23 protein-coding genes and 1 tRNA gene are annotated in these 25,115 nt (G+C 52.9%); 11 read left to right on the forward strand and 13 right to left on the reverse strand.

Annotation, left to right across the window (positions count from 1 at the left end; translation table 11 throughout):
- Positions 1–344: 344 nt before the first annotated feature.
- Positions 345–439, reverse strand: a tRNA-Sec gene (locus HVY19_RS00365).
- Positions 440–763: 324 nt separating this feature from the next.
- Between HVY19_RS00365 and yicI the strand changes: the two genes are divergently transcribed.
- Positions 764–3,082 (forward strand): alpha-xylosidase, encoded by a 2,319-nt coding sequence (gene yicI / locus HVY19_RS00370; protein ID WP_181682475.1) that lies wholly within the window; start codon positions 764–766, stop codon positions 3,080–3,082.
- A gap of 55 nt (positions 3,083–3,137) precedes the next feature.
- On the opposite strand, the gene HVY19_RS00375 is transcribed toward yicI, so the two are convergent.
- Both HVY19_RS00375 and xanP read right to left on the reverse strand, forming a co-directional pair.
- On the reverse strand, positions 3,138–4,847 hold the full coding sequence (locus tag HVY19_RS00375) for an AsmA family protein (RefSeq protein WP_181682476.1): 1,710 nt from the start codon (positions 4,845–4,847) through the stop codon (positions 3,138–3,140).
- 120 nt (positions 4,848–4,967) lie between these two features.
- Complete coding sequence (gene xanP, locus HVY19_RS00380) at positions 4,968–6,359, reverse strand: xanthine/proton symporter XanP (protein WP_181682477.1); 1,392 nt, start codon at positions 6,357–6,359, stop codon at positions 4,968–4,970.
- A 228-nt stretch (positions 6,360–6,587) separates the two neighbouring features.
- Between xanP and gltS the strand changes: the two genes are divergently transcribed.
- Positions 6,588–7,793: a sodium/glutamate symporter gene (gene gltS, locus HVY19_RS00385; RefSeq protein ID WP_181682478.1), complete on the forward strand. Its 1,206-nt coding sequence runs from the start codon at positions 6,588–6,590 to the stop codon at positions 7,791–7,793.
- Positions 7,794–7,828: 35 nt separating this feature from the next.
- Here the strand turns inward: gltS and recG are convergent, their stop codons facing one another.
- From recG to gmk, 5 genes are read right to left on the reverse strand one after another with little or no spacing between them, the layout of a single operon-like run.
- Positions 7,829–9,910, reverse strand: a complete 2,082-nt coding sequence (gene recG / locus HVY19_RS00390; RefSeq protein ID WP_181682479.1) for an ATP-dependent DNA helicase RecG — start codon at positions 9,908–9,910, stop codon at positions 7,829–7,831.
- A gap of 3 nt (positions 9,911–9,913) precedes the next feature.
- Positions 9,914–10,603 (reverse strand): tRNA (guanosine(18)-2'-O)-methyltransferase TrmH, encoded by a 690-nt coding sequence (trmH, locus tag HVY19_RS00395; RefSeq protein ID WP_181682480.1) that lies wholly within the window; start codon positions 10,601–10,603, stop codon positions 9,914–9,916.
- 4 nt (positions 10,604–10,607) lie between these two features.
- Positions 10,608–12,722 (reverse strand): bifunctional GTP diphosphokinase/guanosine-3',5'-bis pyrophosphate 3'-pyrophosphohydrolase, encoded by a 2,115-nt coding sequence (gene spoT / locus HVY19_RS00400; RefSeq protein ID WP_181682481.1) that lies wholly within the window; start codon positions 12,720–12,722, stop codon positions 10,608–10,610.
- 18 nt (positions 12,723–12,740) lie between these two features.
- Positions 12,741–13,016: a DNA-directed RNA polymerase subunit omega gene (gene rpoZ / locus HVY19_RS00405; protein WP_181682482.1), complete on the reverse strand. Its 276-nt coding sequence runs from the start codon at positions 13,014–13,016 to the stop codon at positions 12,741–12,743.
- Between the two features lie 54 nt (positions 13,017–13,070).
- Positions 13,071–13,694 carry a guanylate kinase gene (gene gmk / locus HVY19_RS00410; RefSeq protein ID WP_181684188.1) on the reverse strand — a complete coding sequence of 208 codons (624 nt, stop codon included), beginning with the start codon at positions 13,692–13,694 and terminating at the stop codon, positions 13,071–13,073.
- A gap of 256 nt (positions 13,695–13,950) precedes the next feature.
- On the opposite strand from gmk, the gene ligB reads away from it, so the two are divergent.
- The gene (ligB, locus tag HVY19_RS00415; protein ID WP_181682483.1) at positions 13,951–15,636 is read left to right on the forward strand and encodes an NAD-dependent DNA ligase LigB; all 1,686 of its coding nucleotides are present in this window, start codon (positions 13,951–13,953) and stop codon (positions 15,634–15,636) included.
- Here the strand turns inward: ligB and HVY19_RS00420 are convergent.
- Positions 15,633–16,250 (reverse strand): trimeric intracellular cation channel family protein, encoded by a 618-nt coding sequence (locus HVY19_RS00420; RefSeq protein ID WP_181682484.1) that lies wholly within the window; start codon positions 16,248–16,250, stop codon positions 15,633–15,635. The two genes, ligB and HVY19_RS00420, sit on opposite strands and share 4 nt — an antisense overlap.
- A 307-nt stretch (positions 16,251–16,557) precedes the next feature.
- Between HVY19_RS00420 and HVY19_RS00425 the strand changes: the two genes are divergently transcribed.
- Positions 16,558–17,379 carry a lysozyme inhibitor LprI family protein gene (locus HVY19_RS00425; protein WP_181682485.1) on the forward strand — a complete coding sequence of 274 codons (822 nt, stop codon included), beginning with the start codon at positions 16,558–16,560 and terminating at the stop codon, positions 17,377–17,379.
- Between the two features lie 60 nt (positions 17,380–17,439).
- Positions 17,440–17,799 carry an acyl-CoA dehydrogenase gene (locus HVY19_RS00430; protein WP_181682486.1) on the forward strand — a complete coding sequence of 120 codons (360 nt, stop codon included), beginning with the start codon at positions 17,440–17,442 and terminating at the stop codon, positions 17,797–17,799.
- Positions 17,800–17,847: 48 nt separating this feature from the next.
- Here HVY19_RS00430 and HVY19_RS00435 read toward each other — a convergent pair whose 3' ends face one another.
- Positions 17,848–18,711: a YicC/YloC family endoribonuclease gene (locus HVY19_RS00435; RefSeq protein ID WP_181682487.1), complete on the reverse strand. Its 864-nt coding sequence runs from the start codon at positions 18,709–18,711 to the stop codon at positions 17,848–17,850.
- 125 nt (positions 18,712–18,836) lie between these two features.
- Between HVY19_RS00435 and rph the strand changes: the two genes are divergently transcribed.
- Both rph and pyrE read left to right on the forward strand, forming a co-directional pair.
- On the forward strand, positions 18,837–19,553 hold the full coding sequence (gene rph, locus HVY19_RS00440; RefSeq protein WP_042998636.1) for a ribonuclease PH: 717 nt from the start codon (positions 18,837–18,839) through the stop codon (positions 19,551–19,553).
- 75 nt (positions 19,554–19,628) lie between these two features.
- Positions 19,629–20,270 (forward strand): orotate phosphoribosyltransferase, encoded by a 642-nt coding sequence (gene pyrE, locus HVY19_RS00445; RefSeq protein ID WP_181682488.1) that lies wholly within the window; start codon positions 19,629–19,631, stop codon positions 20,268–20,270.
- Positions 20,271–20,359: 89 nt separating this feature from the next.
- On the opposite strand, the gene slmA is transcribed toward pyrE, so the two are convergent.
- The 3 genes from slmA to coaBC form a co-directional block, all read right to left on the reverse strand.
- Positions 20,360–20,956 (reverse strand): nucleoid occlusion factor SlmA, encoded by a 597-nt coding sequence (slmA, locus tag HVY19_RS00450; protein WP_181682489.1) that lies wholly within the window; start codon positions 20,954–20,956, stop codon positions 20,360–20,362.
- A gap of 109 nt (positions 20,957–21,065) precedes the next feature.
- Positions 21,066–21,524, reverse strand: a complete 459-nt coding sequence (gene dut, locus HVY19_RS00455) for a dUTP diphosphatase (RefSeq protein ID WP_014068349.1) — start codon at positions 21,522–21,524, stop codon at positions 21,066–21,068.
- Complete coding sequence (gene coaBC, locus HVY19_RS00460; protein ID WP_181684189.1) at positions 21,502–22,722, reverse strand: bifunctional phosphopantothenoylcysteine decarboxylase/phosphopantothenate--cysteine ligase CoaBC; 1,221 nt, start codon at positions 22,720–22,722, stop codon at positions 21,502–21,504. The genes dut and coaBC overlap by 23 nt, the downstream gene beginning before the upstream one ends.
- A 172-nt stretch (positions 22,723–22,894) precedes the next feature.
- Between coaBC and radC the strand changes: the two genes are divergently transcribed.
- The 4 genes from radC (at position 22,895) to mutM (ending at position 25,112) form a co-directional block, all read left to right on the forward strand.
- Entirely contained in the window at positions 22,895–23,560 is a 666-nt protein-coding gene (gene radC, locus HVY19_RS00465) for a DNA repair protein RadC (protein ID WP_181682490.1), read from the forward strand.
- 218 nt (positions 23,561–23,778) lie between these two features.
- The gene (gene rpmB / locus HVY19_RS00470) at positions 23,779–24,015 is read left to right on the forward strand and encodes a 50S ribosomal protein L28 (RefSeq protein ID WP_003024071.1); all 237 of its coding nucleotides are present in this window, start codon (positions 23,779–23,781) and stop codon (positions 24,013–24,015) included.
- Positions 24,016–24,035: 20 nt separating this feature from the next.
- Positions 24,036–24,203, forward strand: a complete 168-nt coding sequence (gene rpmG, locus HVY19_RS00475) for a 50S ribosomal protein L33 (protein WP_003024094.1) — start codon at positions 24,036–24,038, stop codon at positions 24,201–24,203.
- 99 nt (positions 24,204–24,302) lie between these two features.
- Positions 24,303–25,112, forward strand: coding sequence for a bifunctional DNA-formamidopyrimidine glycosylase/DNA-(apurinic or apyrimidinic site) lyase (gene mutM / locus HVY19_RS00480; RefSeq protein ID WP_181682491.1), 810 nt, complete (start codon positions 24,303–24,305; stop codon positions 25,110–25,112).
- The last annotated feature ends 3 nt before the right edge of the window (positions 25,113–25,115 follow it).

Below are 25,115 nucleotides of genomic sequence, written 5' to 3' on the forward strand. Positions count from 1 at the left end.
ACTCCAGGAATGCTTTCAGTTATTCATTGGGGTTAAAAGAATTTACATGAATAATGCCAGTGAAGACTAACCAGAATAATAAACTCAAGAATAAGATTATCATCAATTATAACGTCAAATATATAAGATATTTATTTCGCTTTTCGGTAGGAAAAACCGAAGAATTGAATAACGGCCAGTATGTTTGTAAACAGTGTGTTTATAAGGGATCCGGCGTCTGAATAATAAATCACGTCTCTACTTTCAAATAGTTAGTGAGAACACGCAAACTGATGTGAACGGTGTTATGAGATAAGGTGTGGTGATACAGGGAGATAAAGGATTTTACCTGAGGGGAGTCATTTTGGCGGAAGATCACAGGAGTCGAACCTGCCCGGGACCGCTGGCGGCCCCAACTGGATTTGAAGTCCAGCCACCTCACCGGAGATGACGATCTTCCGCGCCTCGATTGCTACATGGAGGCGGGGCGCATTATAGCTACTTCCTGAGGTTTCCACACCCCCTGGCTCACTTTTTTAACTTCCCTTTCCTATTACCATGATCGGTTTCATATAAAACCTCGCAAAATCCATTAGTTACATTTTTTCACATTTTTCGGGGCTATCACGATCACAGAAAACAAGAATCGTAATTTGATAATGCGATATCGGAATACCCGTGCCTGCCGGGATGGTTTACAAGACTGTAACCGGTATCAGTGCGTGAAGTTGCCAGTATCATCAAGCAGTTGCGCACAAGGAATTTGAGAAAAAAGGAACAGAAAATGAAAATTAGCGACGGAAACTGGCTGATTCAGCCTGGCCTCAATGTCATCCAACCCATCCAGGTATTTGATGTCGAGCAGCACGGCAACGAGCTGGTGGTATATGCCGCACCGCGTGATGTTCGTGAACGTACATGGCAACTGGATACCCCACTGTTCACCCTGCGTTTTTTCTCCCCGCAGGAAGGGATTGTGGGGGTGCGCATGGAGCACTTCCAGGGCGCGTTGGATAACGGCCCGCATTATCCGCTCAACGTTTTGCAGGACGTGAAGGTAGAAATCCAGAACACTGCCGAATTCGCGGAGCTGAAAAGCGGCAATCTGAGCGTGCGCGTCACCAAAGGTGAATTCTGGTCACTGGATTTCCTGCGTAACGGCGTGCGGATCACCGGTAGCCAGTTAAAAAATAACGGTTATGTTCAGGACGCGACTACCCAGCGTAACTACATGTTTGAGCGCCTCGATCTGGGCGTCGGCGAAACGGTTTACGGTCTGGGGGAGCGCTTTACCGCGCTGGTGCGCAACGGGCAGACGGTAGAAACCTGGAACCGTGACGGCGGCACCAGTACCGAACAGTCCTACAAGAATATCCCATTCTACCTGACCAACCGGGGCTATGGGGTACTGGTTAACCATCCGCAGTGCGTGTCGTTTGAAATCGGCTCCGAGAAAGTCTCGAAGGTCCAGTTCAGCGTAGAGAGCGAGTATCTGGAGTACTTTGTGATTGACGGCCCAACGCCGAAAGAAGTGCTAAACCGTTATACCCGGTTCACCGGGCGTCCGGCGCTACCTCCGGCATGGTCATTCGGCCTGTGGCTTACCACCTCGTTTACCACCAACTACGACGAGGCGACGGTGAATAGCTTCATCGACGGGATGGCGGAGCGTAATTTGCCACTGCACGTCTTCCATTTCGACTGCTTCTGGATGAAGGCCTTCCAGTGGTGTGATTTTGAGTGGGACCCGGTGACCTTCCCGGATCCAGAGGGCATGATCCGTCGCCTGAAGGAGAAAGGGTTGAAAGTCTGCGTGTGGATCAACCCGTATATCGGCCAGAAATCACCCGTTTTTAAAGAGTTGAAGGATAAAGGCTATCTGCTCAAACGCCCGGATGGCTCTCTGTGGCAGTGGGATAAATGGCAGCCTGGATTGGCAATTTACGACTTCACGAATCCGGAAGCCTGCGAATGGTATGCCAACAAGCTGAAAGCACTAACAGACATTGGCGTGGATTGCTTCAAGACCGATTTTGGCGAGCGCATCCCGACCGATGTTCAGTGGTTTGATGGTTCCGATCCGCAGAAAATGCATAACCATTATGCGTACATCTACAACGAACTGGTGTGGAACGTGCTCAAAGAGACAGTCGGCGAGGAGGAGGCTGTCCTGTTCGCCCGTTCGGCCTCCGTGGGCGCGCAGCAGTTTCCCGTTCACTGGGGCGGCGACTGCTACGCCAACTATGAATCCATGGCGGAAAGCCTGCGCGGTGGCCTGGCTATCGGCCTGTCCGGGTTTGGTTTCTGGAGCCATGATATCGGCGGCTTCGAGAACACCGCACCGGCCCACGTTTATAAACGCTGGTGCGCGTTTGGACTACTTTCCAGCCACAGCCGCCTGCACGGCAGCAAATCCTACCGTGTGCCATGGGCGTATGACGATGAATCCTGCGATGTGGTGCGCTATTTCACCGAGCAGAAATGCCGCCTGATGCCGTATCTGTATCGTGAAGCGGTACGGGCTAACGAACAGGGTACGCCGATGATGCGTGCCATGATTCTGGAGTTCCCGGACGATCCGGCGTGCGATTATCTCGACCGTCAGTACATGCTCGGAGATTCGGTGATGGTGGCACCGGTGTTCTCCGAAGCCGGTGATGTGCAGTTTTACCTGCCGGAAGGGCGCTGGACACATCTGTGGCACAACGATGAAATCCAGGGTAGTCGATGGCATAAACAGCAGCATGACTTCCTCAGCCTGCCGGTTTACGTGCGTGACAACACGTTGTTGGCGCTGGGCAGCAATAGCCAGAAACCGGATTACGCCTGGCATGAAGGGACCGCGTTCCAGTTGTTCCATCTGGATGAGGGGCGTGAAGCAGTGTGCGAAGTGCCAGCCGCGGACGGTTCGGTGATCTTCACGCTGAGAGCGAAACGCAGCGGAAACACCCTCACCGTAACCGGAATGGGAAATGCCCACGACTGGACGCTGTGTTTGCGTAATATTCCGCAGATCAGCGGCATCAAGTGCGGTTCACACAGGGAAAGTGAGCAGGGTGTGATCGTGAAGCCGCAGGGTAGCGAGGTGGTGATAACCCTTTAAAGGTGAATGCCGAACGTAGGCCCGGTAAGCGCGAGCGCCTCCGGGCAATTCCACCTTACTGTGCAGGTTCTGTGGACGTCACTTCTCCACCTGACACCACGCCTGCCTGCATGGTCTGCGTCACCTGCTGTTTTTCTGTATTCACTGCATGCAATTTACCGTTAATTGTTGGCTTCAGCGGCGCGTCGGCCTGCACGGTTCCGCTGACCGTCAGCTGAATATTGCCATCACCGGAGAGGGGTAAGGCTGGCCATCCCCATTGCTGCAGAACGTTTACCGGTACACCGCGCCCGTTCAGGCTGACCTGCGTCTGGCGCGTTGGCAACTGTGACACGCTGGCGGTGGCCTCAAGCAGCCCTTTTTCGGTAAAGGCGCTCAGTTCGCTAATGTTCACCGTGCTGGCATTCGCCGCCAGTGTCATAGAAGGTCGGCGGACGTCAACGCGGTTAAAGGTTGCAGCAGACGCATTCAGGGTCGCGTTACCGCTCCAGATGCCCCATTTATGATCCTGCACCAGCCCCAGATTGGCGCCATAGCCGTCCAGTGCGGTGAGCTGCCACGGAAACGTCGGGTCGATATCAATGATCAAATTACGGCTGGCGTTAAATTTTTTCAGCGTCAGGCTAGCCAGCCATGCCGGCAGCGGCTCCATCCATTTTTGCTTCCAGTTTTGCGGCAAAGTGTATTCCAGCCCCGCCAACGCGGCGTCATCAAGCACCAGCGCTTTCCCTTCCCGCAGCCAATTGCCCGACGTGCGAATCATGCCGCCTTCCCAGCGGGTGGTAAACTGGCGAACGGCAATGCCCTGAGGGGAGAATTCGGTATTCAGTATCGGATCGAACAAATGCAGTGAGCCGTAAATGAACTCGCTGGCGTTCATCGACAGTTTCCCCTCCTGTGTCTGCCAGTCGTCCTTACTGAACGTCAGGTTGCGCAAGCTAAGATCAAGGTCTGTCACCGCCCAGTCCGGCCCCTGAAGGCGTGCGTCGGTGATTTCCAGGCGACCAATTTGCAGTGACGGTATGGTTTTTAACGGCGAGAAAAACGCAGCCAGCGTCTTGTCGCTTTGCAGGCGAATGTCGTTCAGACGTAGATTTTCGACTATCCAACTGCCGTCGGCGCTACGTTGTGCCACACCGGTTAATGCACCGCGCGCGATATCTGCGCCAATTGTGCTCAGTATCACCTGATTATTGTCAATGCTGCCTTCAATCAACACGTTGCTGGCAGGGACGTCGTTCAACGTCATCGACGCGGCGCTAAGCTGAATTTGGGCTTTGCTGCCCAGCACTCTACCTGCTTCAGGGGACCAGGGAATGACGCCGCCATTCACGCGCTGGGCGCTGAGATCCCACTCGCTGCCCGGACTGTTCAGCGCCATACCCTGTAACTGCAGGCGATCGGCCTGGAAGGGGAAGGGTGCTGTTTGAGGGGAGATGTTCAGCGTCCCGTTTTGTAACAGGATAGTATCGACATGCAGGGGATCGGTAAGCTGGCGGCTGCTCAGGCCAATGTCGACCGTTTTGGCGACCAGCGTGGCGGGTTGACCGTCGCGACCAAAGGTGACGTTTTCCAGCAGGATATGGGTGGGTGAGGAAAACCGATGATCCATCGCATCAAAAGCCAAATGGTAGTCGCTATTGTCGGATATCCAGGCGCTAACGTGTTCCGCGCCCCAGCGGGTTTGCAGCAGAAAATAGAGGCCGAGAATCACCAGTAGAAAGGCGATCAGCAGGTAAACAATTAGCTTTCCAATAAATTTCATGGTCTTCCATCCCGCGACGAACACATTACTGAGTTATGCACGATTTACGTGTAATCCTCAAGGCGGGAAAAGTGAAAGAGCGTTACAGCGGCGGTGAACTGGAATCACCGCCACATAAGATTACTGTTTTTCTGGCGGGAAAATCAGGTTCAGCACAATAGCGGTAATACCGCCTGCGGCGATACCGGAGGAGAGCAGATTTTTCACCCAGTCCGGGGCAAATTGCAGGATCAGCGGCTGCTGAGAAACGCCAAGGCCGACTGCCAGTGAAAGCGCAATAATCAGAATAGCGCGACGGTTCAACGGCTCGCGGGACACAATACGTACGCCGGAGGCCGCAATGGTACCGAACATGACCAGCGTCGCCCCGCCAAGGACTGGCTCAGGAATATGCTGCACAAAACCACTCACCGCCGGGAACAGACCCAGCAGGATCAGCATCAGCGCAACCACAAAGCCAACGTAACGACTGGCAACACCGGTTAACTGGATGACACCATTATTCTGACCGAAACAGGAGTTCGGGAAGGTGTTGAACACGGCGGAAACGAATGAGTTCAGACCGTTAGCCAATACCCCACCTTTCAGACGTTTCATGTATAGCGAACCCGAAACCGGCTGCTCGGAAACATCAGAGGTCGCAGTAATATCACCGATGGTTTCCAGAGAAGTGATCATAAAGACCAGCATCAGCGGCAGCAGCAGGTTCCAGTCAATCCCCAGGCCGTAATACAGCGGCGTCGGCACCATGATCAGGTCCTGGCTGGTTGGGGCGGTATTTTCAGGCAGCATGCCCATAAACCACGCCAGCGCATAGCCTGCGGCCATGGCGATAACCAGCGAGGCCACGCGCAGATACGGGTTACGTTGACGGTTAAGCAAAATAATCAGCAGCAGTACCACGCCTGCCAGCATCAGGTTTTTCGGCGCGCCGAAGGTATTGTCACTCATCGCCGCATAGCCACCGCCAATCGACGTCAAACCAACCTGGATCAGCGACAGACCGATGATCATCACCACCACGCCGGAAACCAGCGGAGTGATAATGCGTCGCGCGAGGTGAAGAACGCGGGAGATAACCATCTCTGTACAGCTTGCCAGCATCAGCGTGCCGAACAGTGCTGCCATCATGGTCGGGACATCCGCGCCACCGGTTTTGAGTGCCGTACCGCCCATAATTAGCGGTGCGACAAAGTTAAAACTGGTTCCCTGAATCGATAACAATCCTGAACCTACCGGACCCCATGCTTTGATTTGAATAATAGAGGCCACGCCGGAGGCGAACAGCGACATGCTGATGATGTGCTGTGTATCCTGAGCCGGTAATCCCAGCGCCTGACAGATAAGTAACGCCGGCGTTATAACCGCAACAAACATCGCCAGCAGGTGCTGACACGCGGCAAACAGGGTTTGTGGAAGCGGCGGACGATCTTCAAGACGATAAATCAGTTCACTGTTGTGATTGTGAGCAATCGGTTGCGCATTTTCTGATTCGAGGGTGTTAACAGACATCAGAGACGATCTCGTGGTGGAAAAGCGGGCATTTTAGCCGACCAGGGGGCAAAAGCAAACGTTTGCTAGCCAGAATGGTTAATATTTAAAAAAACTAAATGCACCTTTTTATATAACTTTTCCTATTTTTCCGCTTAAAATCCATGCCGATTCCTCAAAAGCACAGTGTTCGCAAGGGAATAACCCGCATGAATGAGTCATGCATTCTGCACCCTAAAGGAGCTAAATATGTTTCATCTCGATACGTTATCGACACTTGTTGCCGCAACGATGACGTTGCTGCTAGGGCGCAAGCTGGTACAGTCTGTTTCCTTTCTGAAGAAATACACCATTCCTGAACCCGTGGCCGGTGGTTTGCTGGTGGCGCTGGCGCTGTTAGTGCTGAAAAAAAGTATGGGTTGGGAAGTCGGCTTTGATATGAGCCTTCGCGATCCGCTCATGCTGGCCTTTTTTGCCACCATTGGTCTGAACGCTAATATCGCCAGCCTGAGATCGGGTGGCCGCGTCGTGGGCATTTTCTTGATCGTCGTGGTGGGGTTACTGCTACTGCAAAACGCCATCGGTATTGGTATGGCAAGCATGATGGGGCTGGATCCGATCATGGGGCTGATTGCCGGGTCAATTACGCTTTCCGGCGGTCACGGCACCGGTGCGGCGTGGAGTAAGTTGTTTGTCGAACGGTATGGTTTTGCGAATGCGACAGAAGTGGCCATGGCTTGCGCGACCTTTGGTCTGGTGCTCGGTGGGCTGATTGGTGGCCCGGTGGCGCGGTATCTGGTGAAGCACTCGACGACGCCAGACGGCATTCCTGACGATCAGGAAGTCCCAACTGCGTTTGAAAAACCGGACGTTGGCCGCATTATCACCTCGCTGGTGCTGATCGAAACCATTGCGCTTATCGCTATCTGCCTCACGGTCGGCAAAATCGTTGCGCAACTGTTGTTGGGAACCGTGCTGGAACTCCCTACCTTTGTCTGCGTGCTGTTTGTCGGTGTGATTGTCAGCAACGGACTGGCGCTGATGGGCTTTTACCGCGTCTTTGAGCGCGCAGTATCCGTTCTGGGTAACGTTTGCCTGTCATTGTTCCTTGCGATGGCGTTAATGAGCCTGAAGCTGTGGGAACTGGCTTCGCTGGCACTGCCAATGCTGGCGATCCTGCTCGTTCAGACAGTCGCAATGGCGCTGTATGCCGTGTTTGTCACCTGGCGGATGATGGGTAAAAACTACGATGCTGCGGTCCTGGCGGCGGGGCATTGTGGATTTGGTCTGGGGGCGACACCGACGGCGATCGCTAACATGCAGGCCATTACGGACCGTTTCGGACCTTCGCATATGGCGTTTTTGGTGGTACCGATGGTTGGTGCGTTCTTTATCGACATCGTCAACGCGCTGGTGATTAAGCTGTATCTGCTATTGCCAATGTTTGCGCAATAAAATAGCCCATGCGGCGGTGTTATCGCCGCCGCGTATCAGGCGTTTGAATAGCGTTCTGTTTCGGGCATCCAGCGTTCAATCAGCGCTTTTGCTTCTTGCGGGTAACGCTCATGGATATGGCGCGCAATGCGCTGAACTTCCGGGATCATGGCCTGATCGCGCAGTAAATCAGCCATTTTAAATTCTGCATTCCCGGTTTGTCGGGTACCCAACAACTCACCAGGCCCACGAATTTCTAAATCTTTTTGGGCAATGACGAAGCCATCGTTACTGTCGCGAAGGACCTGTAGACGCAGTTGCGCTGTTTTCGACAGCGGGGATTTATAAAGCAGCACGCAGTGCGACGCCACCGCGCCGCGACCGACGCGGCCACGCAGTTGATGCAGCTGCGCCAGCCCCAGACGTTCCGGGTTTTCGATAATCATCAGGCTGGCGTTAGGTACATCCACGCCCACTTCAATCACCGTGGTAGCAACCAGCAGGTGTAACTCACCCTGTTTAAACGCCGCCATTACCGCCTGCTTTTCCGCGGGCTTCATACGACCATGAACCAGACCGACGTTCAGTTCAGGTAGGGCGAGCTTCAGTTCTTCCCATGTGGCTTCCGCCGCCTGCGCTTCTAACAAATCCGACTCTTCGATGAGAGTACACACCCAGTACGCCTGGCGTCCTTCCTGAGTACAGGCGTTGCGCACGCGATCGATAATGTCGCAGCGACGCGTATCCGGAATGGCGACCGTCGTGACGGGGGTACGTCCCGGCGGCAGTTCGTCAATGACAGAGGTATCGAGATCCGCGTAGGCGGTCATTGCCAGCGTTCGCGGGATAGGGGTGGCGGTCATGATGAGCTGATGCGGGTGGAAACCCTGCTGCTGACCTTTTTCCCACAGCGCCAGGCGCTGGTGTACGCCAAAGCGGTGCTGTTCGTCGATGATAACCAGAGCAAGGCCGTTAAACTGTACCTGTTCCTGGAAAATAGCATGCGTACCCACCACCATCTGCACCTGTCCGCTGGCAATGGCTTCCTGCTGGGCAAGGCGAGCCTTACCTTTCTGTTTGCCCGCCAGCCAGCCGACTTCTACGCCAAGGGGAGCGAACCAGTTGCGGAAATTGTTGGCGTGTTGTTCAGCCAGCAGTTCAGTGGGGGCCATCAGCGCGACCTGTTTACCGTGCGCAATTGCCCGCAGCGCAGCAAGTGTAGCGACCAGCGTTTTACCCGACCCAACATCACCCTGCACCAGGCGCATCATCGGGATATCCAGCGCCATGTCGCGTTCAATCTCAGCGACCACGCGCGCCTGTGCGCCCGTTGGCTTAAAAGGCAGAGATGCTAACAGCTGATTTTTCAGCGCATCGTTGGTCTCTAGCGGCTGGGCATGAAAGCGCTGAGCGCCGGCACGAAGCGCCAGCATACTCAGGTTATGCGCCAGTAATTCTTCGAGGATCAGTCGACGCTGTGCCGGATGCTGTCCGGTTTCCAGTTCGCTAAGCTGAAGCGACGGCGGCGGCCGATGCAGGGTGCGCAGTGCTTCCGGCAGGCTAAGCATCCCCTGTAATAATTCAGGCGGTAGCAGTTCGGAAATGGCGCAGGTATCCAGCAGATCCAGCGCCTGGTCGGTGAGTTTACGCAGCGTAGCCTGCTTAATGCCTTCAGTGGTCGGGTAAACCGGGGTGAGGGTTTCCTGCAATTCCGGAGTGCTCAGATCGCCCTGTACCCGGTATTCCGGGTGAATCATCTCGGCACCGTATTTCCCACGCTTCGTTTCACCATAGGCCAGTACGCGTCGGCCCGTCGCGAGGCTGTTTTTCATCGCCGCGCTAAAGTTAAAAAAGCGCATGGTGAGAATGCCAGTGCCGTCGCTGATCTGACAGGTCATCATCCGGCGACCGCCAAAAGTGATATTGCAGTTCAGCACTTCGCCTTCAACAGTGGCGTAAACGGCAGGCAGAAGCTCGCCAATTTTATAGAGATGGGTGCGGTCTTCGTAACGTAAGGGAAGATGTAACAGGAGATCCTGCACGGTATGCAGGCCGATCTTCGCCAGCTTACTGCTTTGCGCGGCGCCAACGCCTGTCAGCGTATTGAGCGGCACGGCATCCAGCAGGCGGCCTTTCATGGGTTATCCCGCGTACTGCATAGTGGACCACCACTCGGCATCGGCTTCTATTTCGCCCTGCGCGTTGACGTGGGGGTAAGGTAATTTTTTCTGCCTGGCGACGCGAGCCAGCACCGGATAGCCACCTTCAAACAGCAAGCGCTGCTGTTCAGCATCTGGCAGCATACTGTTGCTGCGCTCATACATGCCGGCGTTCTGCCGCTGGCGCTGCGCTTCGTAAAGAATAAGGGCAGAAGCGACCGAGACGTTCAGTGACTGCACCATGCCGATCATTGGAATGATGATATCCCGATCCGCAAGATCCAGCGCTTCCTGGGAGATCCCGGTTTTCTCCTGCCCCATTAAAATGCAGGTCGGGCGGGTGTAGTCGATCTCGCGAAAATCCACGGCTTTATCAGACAGATGCGTGGCCAGAATCTGCATACCGCGACCTTTCAGGTGCGATACCGCTTCGGCAATGGTTTTGTGTGTTTTTACGCTAACCCAACTGTTACTGCCTGCGGCGGTAGACGCCATGGTACGCATGCGGTTTCCAGGCCAGACGGCGTGGACCTCGTGAACGCCAACGGCATCTGCGGTACGAAGGATCGCAGAAACGTTATGAGGTTTATGGACCTGCTCCATACAGACGGTCAGGTCAGGCTGACGCCTGGCGAGCATTTCGCAAATGCGCTCATAGCGTTTTGAATTCATCTTTCTAGTTTCGGTTACGGGTGACTTTAATGACGTCTGGCATTACGCGGATTTTGCGCATGATATTCGCCAGATGCACACGGTCACGCGCGGTCAGGCGTATAAAGGCGCTGTAGACGCGGCCATCCTTCTCTTCCGTGTTCAGGCTCTGAATATTGGACGTCGTCGTGTTAATTGCCGCCGTCAGGTTCGCCAGCGCACCCTGATGGTTAAACATATCCACCTTGATTTCGGTGATGAATTCCTGCTCCGTCTCTTTATCCCACTCCACCGCCATAAACTTCTCAGGCTCTTTCTGGTAGCCACGGATGTTACGGCAGGATTCATGGTGAATCACCAACCCTTTACCTGGGCTGACGTGGGCAATGATCGGATCGCCTGGGATCGGGCGACAGCATTTAGCGAAGGTAATCAGTACGCCGTCCGCGCCCTTGATAGGCAGGTGACCGTGGCTCTGCGCGGCGGGCGGTACCGTGGAGGCATCGCCTTGTTGCAGGTTTTTCGCTACAACGACGCTCATCGCATTGCCAAGACCAATTTCGGCCAGCAGATCGTCCAGCGACGCGAGCTTCATACGCTCAAGCTCACGCTGGATGCTCTCCTGCGGAATTTCAGCGAGCTTACGGCTGCCGCCAAGAGCATGGTTAAGTAGACGACGCCCAAGGCTGACGGAATCATCGCGCTTGAGGTTCTTCAGCAACTGACGAATTTTAGCGCGCGCTTTTGAGCTAACAACGAAGTTCAGCCATGCGGCGTTTGGTCGTGCGCCAGGTGCGGTAATGATTTCAACCGTCTGTCCACTGGTTAATGGTTGAGACAGCGGATAGGGCTGTCTGTCGACGCGTGCGCCAACGCAGGCATGGCCGATATCGGTATGCACCGCATAAGCAAAGTCAACAGGCGTGGCACCGGCAGGCAGTTCGACAATACGCCCTTCCGGTGTGAAAACGTAAATCTCATCCGGGAAAAGATCGGATTTAACGCTCTCAATAAATTCAAACGAGCTACCCGCGCTTTGCTGTAGTTCCAGCAGGCTTTGCATCCAGCGCTGGGCGCGGATTTGTGCTGTTGTGCTGCTTTCGCCGCCGTGTTCTTTATAAGCCCAGTGCGCCGCAACCCCCATTTCCGCCATCTGGTCCATATCTTCGGTACGAATTTGTACCTCAACAGGAACACCATGCGGGCCGATCATCGAGGTGTGCAAAGATTGATAGCCGTTCGCTTTCGGAATGGCGATATAGTCTTTTACGCGCCCCGGACGCGGCTTATACAGGCTGTGCATTTGACCGAGTACACGGTAGCAAGTATCGGAGTCATGAACGATGACGCGAAACGCGTAAATATCCATGATCGAGTGAAAACGCTGCTCTTTGAGCACCATTTTGCAGTAGATAGAGTACAGATGTTTTTCACGACCGCTCACGCGGCACGGAATTCCCGCTTCCTGCAAACGCCCGTCGATCTCAGAGAGGATTTTTTGAATCATCTCTTTACGGTTGCCACGCGCGGCTTTGACCACCTCTTTAATGACGCGATAGCGGTTCGGGTACAACGCTTCAAAACCCAGCTCTTCCAGCTCGGTTTTAATATGATGAATACCTAAACGGTGCGCCAGCGGGCTATAAATTTCGAGGGTTTCGCGGGCAATACGGCGACGTTTATCCGGGCGTAATGAGCCCAGCGTGCGCATATTGTGGGTGCGGTCAGCGAGTTTGATGAGAATGACGCGGATATCCTGCACCATCGCCATAATCATCTTGCGGAAGTTTTCGGCTTGCGCCTCTTTCTTATCGCGAAACTTGAGCTTATCAAGCTTCGATACCCCTTCTACCAGTTCAGCAACGCTTTTACCAAAAAGCTGCTCCATATCCTGGTAAGTGGCGGGAGTATCTTCAATGACATCATGCAGTAGCGCAGCCATAAGCGTTTCATGGTCGAGTTTCATCTCGGCCAGAATACAGGCGACTGCCACGGGATGCGTGATGTAGGGTTCACCGCTTGAACGTGCCTGTCCCTCGTGAGCGTCACGTGCAACAAGATACGCCTGCCGCAGACGCTTAATTTGGTCTTCCGGCAGGTAGTTTTGAATCAGCTGATTCAGGCTTTCAAACAGATACAAGGGCGACCCGCTTTGTGATTAACGACGACCTTCAGCAATAGCGGTAACGGCTTGTAATTCAGCGGCTTCCTGCTCTTGCTGTTCCTGGCGTTCACGAACATCGAGAATCTGAGTGTTGATCAGACCTTCTTCGATTTCGCGCAGCGCGATTACGGTAGTTTTATCGTTTTCTTCCGGTACGAGCGGATCCTTTCCGCCTACCTGCATCTGACGAGCGCGACGCGCGGCGACCAGTACCAGGTCAAAACGGTTACCAATTTTCTCTACAGCGTCCTGAACAGTTACGCGTGCCATACTTAAAATGCTCCACAGGTGAAGAAATGACTGGGCATGATACTGAATGTGGGTTCAGTCTGCCAACAGTTTGCTGATTAAAGCGTCATGACGCTGCTTTTGGCGGCTCATGCGCAGACGTTCGGCGCGAATGATGGTTTTCAGATCGCCCAGGGCGGTATCGAAATCATCGTTCACAATAAGATAATCATATTCGGCGTAATGGCTCATTTCTGCAACAGCTTGCGCCATCCGTTTTGCAATTACGTCTTCGCTATCCTGACCACGACCCCGCAAACGGCGGTCCAGTTCAATTTTGGATGGCGGCAAAATGAAGATGCTACGCGCCTGCGGCATCTTTTGGCGAATCTGCTGAGCGCCCTGCCAGTCAATATCTAAAAAGACATCGACACCGGATGCCAGCACTTGCTCTATGGCTTCACGAGACGTGCCATAGTAATTGCCAAAAACTTCGGCATGTTCCAGGAACGCATCGTCGCCAATCATGGTTCTGAATTCGTCATGGTTCACAAAAAAATAATGTTCGCCGTGAACCTCACCTGGGCGCGGTGCGCGCGTGGTGTGAGAAACAGAAACCTGGGTGTCATACAACGGTTGGGTTTTCAATAAAGCCTGAATCAGGCTGGATTTACCCGCGCCACTGGGGGCAGAAACAATATAAAGCGTGCCTTGAGCCATGAGTATCTTACGTATGTGATTGTCAAAAATGAACCTACATACGGGCTTATTATACACGTAGCCGCTACGCGACGTAGTCTTTGTCACACTTTTTGCGTCTGAATATTGCATTTTGCGAGCCTGTTTCCTGATTTACGGAACATTCTTTGCAACCGAGTAGATTCTCTGGAAACCGCGACGCAAACGTCACACTTGCCATTCGGCTTTGCCCATGCCTTGCGTTATACCTGCCTGTCATCGGACGACGGAGGTTGCAATGAAGGTATGGATGGGCATGTTGATGGGACTGTTGTTATGGCAAACCCAGAGCTGGGCGGTATGTCCTGTCTGGACAGCAACCAGGGCTAAAGCAGAAATTTCCCGCTTACAGCAACAAATTTCCCGGTGGGATGACGATTATTGGCAAAAGGGTGTCAGTTCCGTACCCGACGGTGTTTACGACCAGTTGCGGGTTCGGCTGACACAGTGGCAACGCTGCTTTGGTGATAGCGTGACTTCTGAGCCCGTAATGCCAGCGATTGGCGGAACAACCGTGCATCCGGTCGCCCATACGGGCGTAAGGAAACTGGCCGATAAGCGCGCGATGCAACAATGGATGCATGGTCGTAACGACCTGTGGGTACAGCCTAAGGTCGATGGCGTTGCGGTCACGCTGGTCTATCAAAAGGGAAGGCTGACCCAGGCAATCAGCCGTGGTGATGGTCTGAAAGGAGAGGACTGGACGGCGAAAGTTCAACAGATTCCTGCTGTACCTCAGACGGTCGCAGGTGCGCTGGCAGACAGCGTTTTGCAGGGGGAGATCTTTTTACGCCAGGAAGGTCATATTCAGCAAAAAATGGGCGGGATGAACGCCCGCTCAAAGGTGGCGGGAATATTGATGCGTAAAGAGAGTGCCAGCGCACTACGTTCACTGGGTATTTTTATCTGGGCCTGGCCTGACGGCCCTTCCGTTATGACCGAAAGGGTAGAACAGTTGAGCGCAGCGGGGTTTCCTTTAACACAGCAGTATACGTTGCCTGTCAGCAACTCAGACGCTATTGAGGATGCCCGCAACTTATGGTGGACAACGGCGTTGCCTTTTGTCACGGATGGTGTGGTTGTGCGCAGGGGTAAAGAGCCGGAAGCACGTCACTGGCTGCCCGGCCAGGGTGACTGGCTGGTCGCCTGGAAGTATCCTCCGGTTGCGCAAGTTGCTGATGTTCAGGCTATTCAGTTCTCTGTCGGCAAGAGCGGCAAGATTAGCGTAGTGGCATCATTGGCCCCCGTGATGCTTGATGATAAGCGGGTACAGCGCGTCAACGTGGGTTCCGTTCGACGCTGGGAGGAGTGGGATATCGCCCCAGGCGATCAGATCCTGGTGAGTCTTGCAGGACAGGGTATACCACGCATTGATGAAGTCGTCTGGCGAAGTTCCGATCGAACGAAACCTGTACCGCCGGCAGATCGTTTTAATTCGCTTACCTGCTATTTTGCCACCGCGGTATGTCAGGAACAGTTTATCTCCCGACTGGTCTGGATGGGCACAGCTGGCGTCCTGGGGCTTGATGGCGTCGGAGAGGCGGGCTGGCGGGCACTGCATCAGCGTCATCCCTTCGGGCATATTTTTTCATGGCTGGGTTTAACGCTGGAGCAGATCCAGAACACACCCGGATTTGCAAAAGCGAAGGGGGAGCAGGTGTGGCATCAGTTCTCTCTGGCGCGAAAACAGCCCTTTGTTCGTTGGGTTATGGCAATGGGCATACCGCTGACTCAGCCTGCGTTGAATGCCAGCGGCGTGAGTTCATGGCGGGAACTTTTAGACAGGAAAGAGCAGTACTGGCAGCAGCTTCCGGCAACAGGGCCTCGGCGAGCAAGGCAAGTGATGGAATGGCTGGCCAGCAGCGAGGTTAAAGCACTGAGCCGCTGGCTGGCGGCTCAGCACATTGAAGGCTTTACGCCTTAGTGGCTTTCGTGGCGGTAATAAAAAACGGGTAACCCTAACTTGAGGCGCAGGGCCAGCAGTCGGGCAGCAAAGCCAAACATCAGCGTTGAGATAACGACAACATCCTGGTTGGAGACATAGTGCTGCAACAGAATATAAAGGACGGCGGAGGCAAACGAGACACCAGCGTACAGTTCTTTTTGAAAGACAAGCGGGATACGTTTGCAGAACATGTCGCGTAATACGCCACCAAAAACGCCCGTGGTGACCGCCGCCACGACGGCAATGATCGGCCCATGGCCCATATCCAGGGCGACCTGAGCGCCAATAATGGAAAAGACCACGAGTCCCAGCGCGTCCAGAACCAGAAAAAGTTTACGCAGGTAGGGCATGACGGGCGCCACAATGGTGGTCAACACCGCCGCAGTCGCGACAATAATGACGTATTCAGGATGTTTTACCCAGCCAAGTGGGTAGTGGCCGAGCAAAATGTCACGCACGGAACCGCCCCCAATCGCAGTTGCTGTCGCAATAATGATGACGCCGAACGTGTCCATACGGCGCCGACCCGCAGCCAGCGCACCCGTCATCGCCTCAGCGGTTATTCCTACCAGATAAAGAATATGTAACAGCATGACTCCCCCAAAATTTGCGGAGGTGAGAGTAACGATTTGTGCGCATTCTCACGATTGAGTTTTTCTAAGGCGAAGCAGGAAGGATAACTTTTTATTATGTAAAATTACAGTTAATGCCTTATCTCGTATGTATACAATGGATTTATGCCAAATAAATGACATAGAAAAACTAATCCTTCCGGTGCGTTGAATCACGTCCTTACAGAGTTTTTGCGCTTCGTGGAGACTTTTTTACTACAGCTCGAGTGTTGATCTGACGATAAGGATAAATGTCGAATCGTACATTTTGGTGATGTGAAAAGGACTTATGATGAAGAGCCTCGTGTTTGTTATGCTTTTGCTGGCCAACTGTTCAAGTTATGCCGCATCCTTTGATTGCTCAAAGGCAAGCGCGAGTTATGAGAAAACGATCTGTTCCGATGATGTGCTAAACCGAATGGATGAGGCATTATCAAATAACTATCGTGCGGTGATGAATTCCGATCGTGACCAAACAATAAAAGACCAGCTTAAGCAGTCACAAAAGGCATGGCTCACGAAAAGAAATGCTTGTGGTGAGTACGCATGCATCCGAAGTTTGTATGAATGGCGAGTAGATGAAATTTGCGATAAATATGCATCTTCAGCCGAAAAGCCAAAATGTATTTCTACCCAGGATATTAGCAAACAGATTAATGCCGATATCGACAAGGCCAAACAAGAAGATCAAAAGAACAGAATTCCGGTAAAAGAAGTATTCCAGAATTTAGTCGAGAAATATTCGAGTCAGGTTGATCAGATAGGCTTTTCAGACGAACAGCTATCTTCTTATATCTATATCAGTATGTCCTCTAATTACGTTCGCTATTGCACATTACGCGAGTATTTATCGTTAATGTCTGATATCGCTGGGCTGAAATCGATTACCAAAATTGATAATAACAGCTATTTTGGTTTTAAGATGAAAGTTAAGGGGCATCCAACAACGGGCTTCACCTTTCATGTTGAAGATGATGAGCTCTATCTGAATGGGCTTGTGTCTGGCGATGATGTCCTTGAGGCTGTAACCGCAGGCCATGCGAACCAGATTGCCAATACGTTTTATGTCTATGCCGTGCAGCTGTTGAATGACAATAATGCAAAGCTGTAACAGGCGCGTGCATGGATATTTTATTTTTTAGACATTAACGGAAGGCTTAAAGGAGAGATAATGAAAAAGATAATCATCACATTATGCTTAATGGCCAGTTTACCGTGGGCTCACGCCGGGGAATATATTAAGCGCAACGGTATTTTGTCGCTTTCTCCGGCGGTTGAGGTGGCTAAATTCAATATTAATGCTTCGCATGGCGACACCTCAATCTGTGAGATACAAGGCGAAGCCATATCTATTGCGCCGACGAAAAACCAACAGCGCCGCTGGATCTATAGCGATCAATCGAGCATGTGCGTGGCAGTTATTAGCCAGCTTAAGAATGGTTCTATGCAGGTGATGACCCGCGACTGTGACACGTTTTGTGGGGTTTCCGCTCTTGGTGCGATGGACGGAGAATACAGAATAAGACAGTAGATGCCAGATAGTATTAACGCTATCTGGCATTGCTAACGCGGTGAAAACTTACTCGATATTCTGGATCTGTTCGCGCATTTGCTCGATCAGGACTTTCAGTTCAATCGCGGAGTTTGTCACCTCTGCATTGATGGATTTTGAGGCCAGCGTATTCGACTCGCGGTTAAACTCTTGCATCATGAAGTCCAGACGACGGCCCACCGCCTCTTTTTTCTTCAGGATGTTGTAGGTTTCTTTGACGTGGGCTTCCAGGCGATCCAGTTCTTCCGCTACGTCAATACGCTGCGCCATCAATACCAGCTCTTGTTCCAGGCGGTTATTTTCGAGCTGTACCTGGGCGTCTTCCAGCTTAGCAACCAGACGCTCACGCTGCCATTGCAGAATTTCAGGCATATGGGCGCGCACTTTAACCACCTCGTTGCTGACACCTTCAAGGCGTTGCTCAATGAGCGCTTTCAGCGCCTGACCTTCCGTTTCGCGGGCGACGATAAAGTCGTCCAGCGTACCGTCCAGCGCGGCCAGGATTTCAGCGGCGATAGCATCCAGATCTTGTTCTTGCGCTGCCATCACGCCCGGCCAACGAAGAATATCAACCGGATTAATTTCCCCTTCGTCGCTCTGCATCTTGACCCAATTGGCCGCATTCACGAGCTGCTTGGCGAGCTTCTCATTCAGGATGAGTTCGCCCTGTGCGCTGGCATCAGGCTCAAAACGCAGCATGCACTCAATTTTCCCGCGCGTCAGGCGTGTGCGAATGCGATCACGAACAACAGGCTCAAGGCTACGGAACTGCTCCGGCAGACGGAAATAGGTTTCCAGATAACGCTGGTTAACCGAGCGCATTTCCCAGGTGGCGCTACCCCATTCACCCTTGATTTCACGCCGGGCGTAGGCGGTCATACTGCGGATCATAGACGTTCCTGTTTTTAAAGGAGAGATGGGAGGATTATAGCCATCCCAGCCTTGTCAGGATAGGAATAACCGCCGGAAGTCCGTATAATGCGCAGCCACATTCGTTTCAAGCCGGAGATCTCAATATGCGTCCAGCAGGCCGTAGCGCTAATCAGGTGCGTCCCGTAACCCTGACCCGTAACTATACAAAACATGCTGAAGGCTCGGTGCTGGTCGAATTTGGAGATACCAAAGTGTTATGCACTGCCTCCATTGAAGAAGGCGTTCCGCGTTTTCTGAAAGGTCAGGGGCAGGGCTGGATCACCGCTGAATATGGCATGTTGCCGCGTGCGACGCATACCCGTAATGCGCGTGAAGCGGCAAAAGGGAAGCAGGGTGGCCGCACAATGGAGATTCAGCGTCTCATCGCACGTGCGCTGCGCGCCGCAGTTGATCTCAAAACACTGGGTGAGTTTACCATTACGCTGGACTGCGACGTGATTCAGGCCGATGGCGGTACGCGCACTGCGTCCATTACCGGTGCTTGTGTTGCGCTGGCCGATGCGCTGAATAAACTGGTTGCCAGTGGCAAGCTGAAAACCAACCCGATGAAAGGGATGGTTGCAGCGGTGTCCGTCGGTATCGTTAACGGCGAAGCGCTTTGCGATCTGGAATACGTTGAAGATTCTGCGGCAGAAACCGATATGAACGTGGTGATGACCGAAGACGGGCGAATTATAGAAGTGCAGGGCACGGCGGAAGGCGAGCCGTTCAGCCACGAAGAACTACTCACCTTGCTGGCGTTGGCCCGAGGGGGAATCGAATCCATTGTGGCGACGCAGAAGGCGGCGTTAGAAAATTGATATTAAGGCGACCAATGAGTCGCCTTTTTTTTGCCCGTAGATTTTGTAAATGATGAAAGTGAAAGGAGCGAATCCATGAAAGCATATCAGCGCCAGTTTATTGAGTTTGCGCTTAACAAACAGGTACTCAAGTTTGGCGAATTTACGCTGAAATCCGGGCGCAAGAGCCCCTATTTCTTCAACGCCGGGCTGTTTAATACCGGGCGCGACTTGGCGTTGTTAGGTCGTTTCTACGCTGAAGCGCTGGTGGATTCTGGAATTGAGTTTGATCTGCTTTTTGGCCCTGCGTACAAAGGTATTCCGATTGCGACCACTACCGCTGTAGCGCTGGCGGAGCATCATGATAAAGACCTGCCGTACTGCTTCAACCGCAAAGAAGCGAAAGATCACGGTGAAGGTGGCAGCCTGGTCGGAAGTCCGTTACAGGGACGGGTTATGCTGGTGGACGATGTGATAACCGCGGGTACGGCGATTCGAGAATCCATGGAGATAATCCAGGCCCATAGCGCGACGCTTGCGGGTGTGCTGATTTCCCTGGACCGTCAGGAACGCGGTCGTGGTGAAATATCGGCGATTCAGGAAGTTGAACGTGATTATGGCTGTAAGGTGATTTCCATCATCACCCTGAAAGATCTGATTGCGTATCTGGAAGAGAAGCCAGAAATGGCGGAACATCTGGCGGCAGTACGGGCGTATCGGGAAGCATTTGGGGTTTAAGCGTCATTGATTTGCCCGGTGGCGCTGCGCTTACCGGGCCTACAGATTCCGTAGGCCGGATAAGGCGAAGCCGCCATCCGGCTACCCTGCTACTGCAGTTGCGCAGCCAGCAGCGGCCATCGGGAGTCAAAATCGTCCGTAGGGCGGTATTTAAATTCGCTACGCACAAAACGTGACAGCATGCCTTCACAGAAGGCCAGTAGTTGGCCTGCCAACAGCGTTTCATCTGTCGTGAACCCTTCGCCTTCTCGCATGCGTTTTTCTCGCAGAACCTGACGCAGTTGGGCTTCAATGCGTTCAAACAATTGGTTGATGCGCCCCTGCAGACGGTCCTGTTCGAACATTAATGCATGTCCTGTAAGGATACGCGTCAGGCCCGGATTTCGTTCACCAAACCCCAGAATCAATAACACAATCAGGCGCAGGCGCGCGTGAGTGTCCTTTTCATCTTTCAGTATCAGGTTGATTCGGGTGATCAGGCTGTCTTCGATAAACTCGATCAGACTGTCGAACATGCGAGTCTTACTGGGAAAGTGGCGATACAAGGCCGCTTCGGAAACACCGACAGACGCTGCCAGTTTTGCCGTCGTGATACGTTGGCTTCCATCACTGGATTCCAGCATCAGCGCCAGAGACTGAAGTATTTCTTCGCGACGGTTCCTTTTCGCAGTTTGTTTTTCTGCCATGTTACAAAATACCCCTGAAAATAAGCACTTGCCAGGCGAGCATCCACACTATGACCGCAAACACCCGGTTTGCGGTGCGGTTATGACGTTATTGGGATGCGTAAATGTCTTACTTACGGCCAGAATGGCCGAACCCGCCTTCACCACGGTCAGTGGCGTCAAAATCTTCCACCAGATTAAATTCGGCCTGCACAACGGGCACAAAGACCATTTGCGCAATACGTTCACCCGGTTCAATGGTGAAACTGTCCTGACCACGGTTCCAGACGGAAACCATCAGCTGTCCCTGGTAATCGGAGTCAATCAGCCCCACCAGATTACCCAGCACGATACCATGTTTATGACCCAGACCTGAACGCGGCAGAATAACGGCAGCCAGAGACGGATCGGCAATATGAATAGCCAGCCCGGTTGGCAGCAGCGTAGTTGCGCCCGGCGCCAGTTCTACGGCGTCATCGAGACAGGCTCGCAGGTCAAGTCCGGCTGAACCAGAGGTGGCATAGGTTGGCAGCGGGAATTGCTGTCCAACACGCGGGTCCAGAATCTTAACGTCGATTTTTTTCATCATAAAGGGTCACGATCTCGTCGAGTAATAATTGGCCCAGGAGTTCTTTTCGCTCAAGCGGTAAGATTTTATCTCCATCCTGCCAGAAAAGGTGTAATGCATTGCTGTCGCTATTAAAACCTTGATTTGCAATCGAAACATCGTTAGCGCAGATCACATCAAGGTTTTTGCGGATACGTTTTTGCCGGGCGTATTCTTCCACATTATTCGTTTCTGCGGCAAACCCAACAACAAAGGGGCGATTGTTTTTGAGTGCGGCGACGCCAGCGATAATGTCGGGGTTTTTTACCATTTTTACTGTTAATTCATCGCCCTGTGTCGCCTGCTTTTTAATTTTTTCATTGGCGACAGTGGCAGCGCGATAGTCGGCAACAGCAGCACAACCGATAAAAATATTCTGCCGGGAAACGTCAGCCTGCACAGCGGCTTCCATCTCCAGGGCGGTCATCACGTCAACCCGTTGAACGAACGGTGGCGTGGGGAGGGAGACAGGGCCAGAAACCAGCGTGACATTTGCACCACGACGTGCGGCAGCTGCGGCGATAGCAAAACCCATTTTACCGGAACTGTGGTTGGAAATGTACCGCACCGGATCCAGCGGCTCGCGCGTGGGACCTGCGGTAATCATGATATTGAGATGTTGCAGATCGTTGACAGGGGAGAAATGCGCCGCGGCCATATCAACAATGGTTAAGGGATCCAACATCCGACCCGGGCCAATATCACCGCATGCCTGACTGCCGCTGTCCGGACCCCAGATAAGCAGACCACGTGAGGCGAGCACATCAAGGTTATGTTGAGTCGCAGCGGCGCGGTACATCTGTTGGTTCATCGCAGGTAAGACGGCAACAGGGGCCGGGGTCGCCAGACAGATTGTGGAAACCAGATCGTTAGCCATCCCCGCGGCAACGCGAGCAATCAGGTCTGCCGTGGCGGGGGCGAGAATCACCAGATCGGCCCATTTCCCCAACTCGATATGGCCCATTGCAGCTTCTGCTGCGGGGTCCAGAAGGCTATCGGAAACGGGATACCCGGAAACCGCCTGCAAACTGAGCGGTGTTATAAAGGCTTTAGCCGCCTCGGTCATCGCCACACGGACATCGGCGCCGCGTTCGCGCAGGCGACGCACCAGTTCAGGGGTTTTGTAGGCCGCAATGCCGCCACTGACACCGAGAACGATTTTTTTACCGGCCAGGCTCATCATGATCTTTCCTGTTGGATTACACCAGAAGGCGGATATTTTATCACAATCCGTAAACTGTCGCGTGTTCACCCACTCATCACTTTGCGAGGCGCTACGCAGGACGAGAAAAAGCGCGTCGATTCCCCTTAAGGGCTATGCCACCATGCGCTCTGGCATAAGGAGGTCAGGTATGGAAACAGCGGAGTGCTTACTGCCAAGGGAAAAACTGCTGGCAAAGGGAATAGAAATGCTGACAGATGATGAACTGCTGGCGCTTTTCCTACGCACCGGAACCCCTGGAAAAGATGTCTTTACGCTGGCTAAAGATATCCTCAACCATTTTGGTTCTCTGCACAGTTTGTTAACGGCGGACTACTCTCAGTTCATTGGTGTGGCCGGGATTGGCGTAGCAAAATATGCGCAGCTGAGAGGAATTGCTGAGTTGGCACGGCGCTTTTATGACGTCCAGATGGAGGGCGCGAACCCGTTGCTCAGCCCGGAATTGACGCGCTCCTTTCTGCAGAGTCAGTTTGCGATGGAGTCGCGTGAAATTTTTATGGTTATTTTCCTCAACGCGCAACATAAAGTGATTAAACATAGCCGCCTCTTTTCCGGCACGCTGAGCCACGTTGAGGTTCATCCGCGTGAAATTGTTCGTGAAGCGATAAAAATCAATGCTTCTGCGGTGATCCTTGCACATAATCATCCGTCGGGGTGTGCAGAGCCGAGCAAAGCGGATAAACTCATCACTGAGCGCGTAGTAAAATGCTGCCAGTTCATGGACATCCGTGTGCTTGATCATCTTGTCATTGGGCGCGGAGAGTACGTTTCTTTTGCGGAACGCGGTTGGATTTAACGCACTTTGCTCGATCCATCGGGATCTTTGTCTGTTCGGGACTTGAGCACATCGCCGACACAGCGTATACTACGCCACCTTTGAGAATCTCGGGTTTGGCATTTGGGCCTGGCAATCGAGAGTTCACTTAGAACTATGCGATGACCGGGCTGTAAAGCCTGACGAGGCGCCGATACCCCATACGAAGCTCGAGCTAATTTGATTTTTGGAGAATAGACATGTCCCGAGTCTGCCAAGTTACTGGCAAGCGTCCGGTGACCGGTAACAACCGTTCCCACGCACTGAACGCGACTAAACGCCGTTTCCTGCCTAACCTGCACTCTCACCGTTTCTGGGTTGAGAGCGAAAAGCGTTTTGTCACCCTGCGTGTATCTGCTAAAGGTATGCGTGTTATTGATAAGAAAGGCATCGAAACAGTTCTGTCTGAACTGCGTGCCCGTGGCGAAAAGTACTAAGTACTAAGAGGAAATAAATCATGGCTAAAGGTATTCGTGAGAAAATCAAGCTGGTTTCTTCTGCTGGTACTGGTCACTTCTATACCACTACGAAGAACAAACGTACTAAGCCGGAAAAACTGGAACTGAAAAAATTCGATCCAGTTGTCCGTCAGCACGTTCTCTACAAAGAAGCAAAAATTAAGTAATTCTTGCTTTGATGTAGTAAAAAAACCTCGCTTCGGCGGGGTTTTTTGTTTTCTGGTCGTCCCCATAATACAAGGGTCTGTGTTACAGCCGGAGAAGCTATGCCTGAATTACCCGAAGTTGAAACCAGCCGCCGTGGTATAGAGCCACATCTGGTTGGCGCAACCATTCTGCATGCCAATGTGCGTAATGGTCGCCTGCGTTGGCCGGTGTCAGAAGAAATCTACCGCCTGAGCGATAAACCCGTGCTCAGCGTTCAGCGCCGCGCGAAATACCTTCTGCTGGAGCTTCCCGACGGCTGGATCATCATCCACCTGGGAATGTCGGGCAGTTTACGTATTCTTCCTGAGGATCTTCCCGCCGAAAAGCATGACCACGTCGATTTAGTGATGAGCAACGGTAAAACCCTGCGCTACACCGATCCTCGTCGCTTTGGTGCCTGGTTGTGGACTAAAGAGCTGGAAGGACACAACGTACTCGCTCACCTCGGCCCAGAACCGCTGAGCGAGGATTTTAACGACGTCTACCTGCAACAGAAGTGCGCGAAAAAGAAAACAGCTATCAAACCCTGGCTGATGGATAACAAATTAGTGGTGGGAGTGGGTAATATCTACGCCAGTGAGTCGCTGTTCGCTGCGGGTATCCATCCTGACCGTCTGGCGTCGTCATTGTCTCAGGCAGAGTGCGCGCTGCTGGTGCGCGTTATCAAGGCCGTTCTGTTACGATCCATAGAGCAGGGGGGAACAACCCTGAAAGACTTCCTGCAAAGCGATGGCAAGCCGGGCTATTTTGCTCAGGAATTGCAGGTTTACGGTCGTAAAGGAGAACCGTGCCGGGTATGCGGAACGCCGATTATCGCGTCAAAACATGCCCAGCGAGCGACGTTCTATTGCAGAAACTGCCAGAAGTAAGCC

This window comes from Citrobacter sp. RHB25-C09 (assembly GCF_013836145.1).
Lineage (GTDB): Bacteria > Pseudomonadota > Gammaproteobacteria > Enterobacterales > Enterobacteriaceae > Citrobacter_A.

Coding starts and splice junctions, on each gene's coding strand:
- yicI (WP_181682475.1), top strand. CDS start 764: ATGAAAATTAGCGACGGAAACTGGCTGATTCAGCCTGGCCTCAATGTC.
- HVY19_RS00375 (WP_181682476.1), bottom strand. CDS start 4,847: ATGAAATTTATTGGAAAGCTAATTGTTTACCTGCTGATCGCCTTTCTA.
- xanP (WP_181682477.1), bottom strand. CDS start 6,359: ATGTCTGTTAACACCCTCGAATCAGAAAATGCGCAACCGATTGCTCAC.
- gltS (WP_181682478.1), top strand. CDS start 6,588: ATGTTTCATCTCGATACGTTATCGACACTTGTTGCCGCAACGATGACG.
- recG (WP_181682479.1), bottom strand. CDS start 9,910: ATGAAAGGCCGCCTGCTGGATGCCGTGCCGCTCAATACGCTGACAGGC.
- trmH (WP_181682480.1), bottom strand. CDS start 10,603: ATGAATTCAAAACGCTATGAGCGCATTTGCGAAATGCTCGCCAGGCGT.
- rpoZ (WP_181682482.1), bottom strand. CDS start 13,016: ATGGCACGCGTAACTGTTCAGGACGCTGTAGAGAAAATTGGTAACCGT.
- gmk (WP_181684188.1), bottom strand. CDS start 13,694: ATGGCTCAAGGCACGCTTTATATTGTTTCTGCCCCCAGTGGCGCGGGT.
- ligB (WP_181682483.1), top strand. CDS start 13,951: ATGAAGGTATGGATGGGCATGTTGATGGGACTGTTGTTATGGCAAACC.
- HVY19_RS00420 (WP_181682484.1), bottom strand. CDS start 16,250: ATGCTGTTACATATTCTTTATCTGGTAGGAATAACCGCTGAGGCGATG.
- HVY19_RS00425 (WP_181682485.1), top strand. CDS start 16,558: ATGATGAAGAGCCTCGTGTTTGTTATGCTTTTGCTGGCCAACTGTTCA.
- HVY19_RS00430 (WP_181682486.1), top strand. CDS start 17,440: ATGAAAAAGATAATCATCACATTATGCTTAATGGCCAGTTTACCGTGG.
- HVY19_RS00435 (WP_181682487.1), bottom strand. CDS start 18,711: ATGATCCGCAGTATGACCGCCTACGCCCGGCGTGAAATCAAGGGTGAA.
- rph (WP_042998636.1), top strand. CDS start 18,837: ATGCGTCCAGCAGGCCGTAGCGCTAATCAGGTGCGTCCCGTAACCCTG.
- pyrE (WP_181682488.1), top strand. CDS start 19,629: ATGAAAGCATATCAGCGCCAGTTTATTGAGTTTGCGCTTAACAAACAG.
- slmA (WP_181682489.1), bottom strand. CDS start 20,956: ATGGCAGAAAAACAAACTGCGAAAAGGAACCGTCGCGAAGAAATACTT.
- dut (WP_014068349.1), bottom strand. CDS start 21,524: ATGATGAAAAAAATCGACGTTAAGATTCTGGACCCGCGTGTTGGACAG.
- coaBC (WP_181684189.1), bottom strand. CDS start 22,722: ATGAGCCTGGCCGGTAAAAAAATCGTTCTCGGTGTCAGTGGCGGCATT.
- radC (WP_181682490.1), top strand. CDS start 22,895: ATGGAAACAGCGGAGTGCTTACTGCCAAGGGAAAAACTGCTGGCAAAG.
- rpmB (WP_003024071.1), top strand. CDS start 23,779: ATGTCCCGAGTCTGCCAAGTTACTGGCAAGCGTCCGGTGACCGGTAAC.
- rpmG (WP_003024094.1), top strand. CDS start 24,036: ATGGCTAAAGGTATTCGTGAGAAAATCAAGCTGGTTTCTTCTGCTGGT.
- mutM (WP_181682491.1), top strand. CDS start 24,303: ATGCCTGAATTACCCGAAGTTGAAACCAGCCGCCGTGGTATAGAGCCA.